Origin of the sequence: Serratia sp. H1w, assembly GCF_000633355.1 — a bacterium.
In the GTDB taxonomy this organism is placed as follows: Bacteria; Pseudomonadota; Gammaproteobacteria; order Enterobacterales; family Enterobacteriaceae; genus Chania.
Genome location: NZ_AYMQ01000171.1, coordinates 1 through 3,380, shown reverse-complemented (window position 1 = coordinate 3,380; position 3,380 = coordinate 1). Strand labels below are relative to the sequence as shown.

At 42.2% G+C, this 3,380-nt stretch carries 2 protein-coding genes and 1 pseudogene; all 3 read left to right on the top strand.

The genetic code is table 11. The features are described 5' to 3' along the window. The first annotated feature begins 648 nt into the window (after positions 1-648). Positions 649-1,467 (top strand): SDR family NAD(P)-dependent oxidoreductase, encoded by an 819-nt coding sequence (locus U869_RS0128245; RefSeq protein ID WP_025123919.1) that lies wholly within the window; start codon positions 649-651, stop codon positions 1,465-1,467. A 34-nt stretch (positions 1,468-1,501) separates the two neighbouring features. Continuing rightward, positions 1,502-2,893: an amino acid permease gene (locus U869_RS0128240; RefSeq protein WP_025123920.1), complete on the top strand. Its 1,392-nt coding sequence runs from the start codon at positions 1,502-1,504 to the stop codon at positions 2,891-2,893. A 160-nt stretch (positions 2,894-3,053) separates the two neighbouring features. Continuing rightward, a pseudogene (locus U869_RS32050) lies at positions 3,054-3,170 on the top strand (IS3 family transposase); the annotation flags it as partial. Positions 3,171-3,380: the final 210 nt, after the last annotated feature.

The window sequence follows — 3,380 nt, the reverse complement described above, 5'->3', positions numbered from 1 at the left end:
CTACTAATTGGAGGCAGCACCGGATTTCGATTGCGAGCTGTTACAATTATACATCAATTCAACTAGTTAGAGGCATTGCCCACTATTTAAACACAACTAAATAGTTTCATCAGTGAAACTGACGCGAAGGAAAAAATTATATCTATCCCTATACACTTCACCATCAATTTTCTTGAAGTTATATCATACAGCTGTTATATTTATGTTATTAAAATGTACATAACAAGGATGTGTTTAACATTTAAAACTAAAGTCATCTTGACTGGCTGAATCACCGGCCCTCGAATAAAAATTGATCACATGATAAATTTATGGTGAATTCTGTTTACCATTTAAAGGCATTAATTCTTTCAATTGAAAGCTTATAAGATAAGTGTCTCTCACCATGAAGAAAAGCCAAGCATCAGATTTTTCCACATAGAAAATGAAAGGCATTTGACACTGGTTGTACGTATGGCCAACTTTCAGATGATTAACTAGAGAATTCATCTAATTTTTAGCCTGTATCGCACCAGGTAAAAATGTTATTTATCAGTGTCACTTCCTTATGGGTGAGGATATATATTCCCCTTGGTTTAAATATGAATCTGAAGTTGCCAGTCTCCCCTGGTTTCAGATTAAAATCCACATAGGAGTTTTAATTAAACTATGAAGGCTCAATCGAAAACTGTACTCTTAACGGGTTCACTTGGCGGTATTGGCCAAGCCACATTACACCGCCTGATACAGGCGGGCTATTTACTCGCAGCCACCTATGCCGAAGGTATTGAAAATGTTAACGATATACAAAAATTGGCCGATAAATTTCCAGGAAAGGTCAGTATTCACGCATTAGACTTACGCTATCCGGAATCTATTATGAAATGTTTCTTGGATGCTCAACAATATTGGGGAAGCATTGATATTTTGGTGAACAATGCTGCGGTCGGTTCTGCCACAGTATCTCACTATGCTAGCAATCTCCACCAACAGGATGCTTTGTTGCTAGATATAAATGCCAATGGTGCATTGATATTTAGCCAACTCTTTATCGAGCATTTAAAAAGCATATGGGCAGCAACAGGAAAGGCTACTTCTGCCAAGTTAATTAATATAGCTTCTGTTGGTGGCGGTCTGGCAGCCTTTCCTCATTTCCGCTTAGCTGATGGTATGAGCAAGGCCGCATTAGCATTCATGACCAGACAGTTGGCCGCTGAGCATGTCCATACTCCATTAGATGTTTTTGCCCTCTGCCCAGGAGCGACTAATACCGGAATGTTTCAAGCCAGTACCTTGGCAACACTTTCGATGGAAGAAAGAGACAAATTGATTGCCAACTTGCCCAAGCAACGCTTGATTGAACCGGATGAAATAGCTGAGCTCATCGCCTTTTTGGCGGGACCATATTCGACACCAATGCACGGTGCCATTATCGATGCCTCTATGGGATTGGCTAGTCGCCCTGGGTTGCTGACTGAGCATCACTAAGCTATTTTCCATAAAAAATTCAGGGGGAGCAATAATGAGTTTTAATAAAATACAGCAGCGTGAAAGCGGACTGAAACGCCAGTTAAGCGCTCGTCAGATGAGCATGATAGCAATCGGAGGTGCCATTGGGACTGGGCTTTTTCTCGGTAGCAAATTTGCGATTCAGTTTGCTGGCCCATCAGTACTGATCAGTTACGCGATAGGTGGTTTGATTACCCTCCTTCTTATGGGATGCTTAGCCGAAATGACAGTGGCCCATAGCACTTCTGGTTCGTTCGGTGTCTATGCTGAGCATTATGTCGGCCCATTGGCTGGTTTCCTCGTTAAATATTCCTATTGGTCCTGCCTTATTTTAGGCATGGGCACAGAAATTACCGCTGTTGCTGAATATATGCACTTCTGGTTCCCTTCTTCACCCGGTTGGTTCTGGATTATCCTTTTCTCAGGCGTTCTCATTGCAGTTAATAGCATGAGTATTAAAGCTTTTGGCTCGGTGGAGTATACTTTTTCGTCCATCAAGGTTTTCACGGTCTGTGCCTTTATCACTCTCGGCGCCTATATTATCTGGGGGACAGGTAATACTAGTTATGGCGTACATAATTACACTAGCCATAATGGGTTTATGCCAAACGGTTTTAGTGGAATGTGGATCGCTGTTGTCGTTTCTATTTTCAGTTATTTAAGTATAGAGATGATCGCGGTTGCAGCCGGAGAGGCGGAAAACCCAGAAAAAGCAGTCAAGCAAGCATTTCGAGCTACCATTTTACGACTGGTTATTTTCTATTTAGGGGCTCTGGCTATTGTTCTTGCCATAGTCCCTTGGAATGAAGTTGGCAAAGGAAATAGTCCTTTTGTTACCGTAATGCAGATCGTCAATATTCCTTATGCCGCAGACATCCTTAATTTTGTCGTTATTATCGCAGCACTTTCTGCCATGAATAGTCAATTGTATACTGCCACACGAATGATGTTTAGCCTATCACGAGGTGGCGATGCTCCACTCTGTTTCGGCAAACTGAACAAGCAGGGCATTCCGTTTAACGCTCTGATTTTGTGCACTAGCGGTATCGCACTGGCAACGGGGCTTTATACTCTTTATCCAGAGAAGGCATTCACTTTGATGATGTCTATTTCCATGTTTGGTGCCATGTTTACTTGGATGATGATTTTCCTTACTCATTACTTTTTCCGTCGTTACCACGATAAACAGGGAGGTATACCACTGGCCTTCAAGATGAAATTTTTCCCGGCTAGCACGCTTCTTGGTTTTTGCGCCATGCTGGCTATTCTTTTCACGACAGCATTTACCGAAACTTTCAGAATGACACTTGTTTTCGGCGGACCTTTCCTACTTTTGTTGATTCTGATTTTTTACTTCTCAAGGAGATTTTCTCGAATTTCATTAAAAAGTAATGTTCAAGAGTAACGTAATGTAAAAAACATGAATGGCTCTGGACTTCTAATTTTTCTTCAGCGATCGCAGCGTTTTACGATTCCAGTGAATGTTGTAGTTATCAACCACAAACATGATGCTTTTCGCCCTGTGGTTTGTCGTCTTCGGGTAGTACATAGCCTGTGAAACTAAACTGAGCCATTACGGTAGCACTATCTTCGATTACATTGAAGTATTCTACAACCGGGTACGCCGTCACAGTCATCTCGGCGGCGTCAGTCCGGAGGCATTTTCTAAGGCCTCGCCGTGAGGAAAGGAAATGTCTATGGTATCGAGGGCTCTCCAAGTTTATAACAGCGGAAAAAACTTTAATCTCTGCTTCGGTTACATTCCCCCCATGTCAGGGTAGTTGTCGCCTCTAACTGAAACCATTCAGCGGGCTGGGTGATGCCTCTAATTAGTTGAATTGATGTATAATGCCCGCTTTTGAGGTTTTCTGTAAGCACCCCGTGAAGGACGT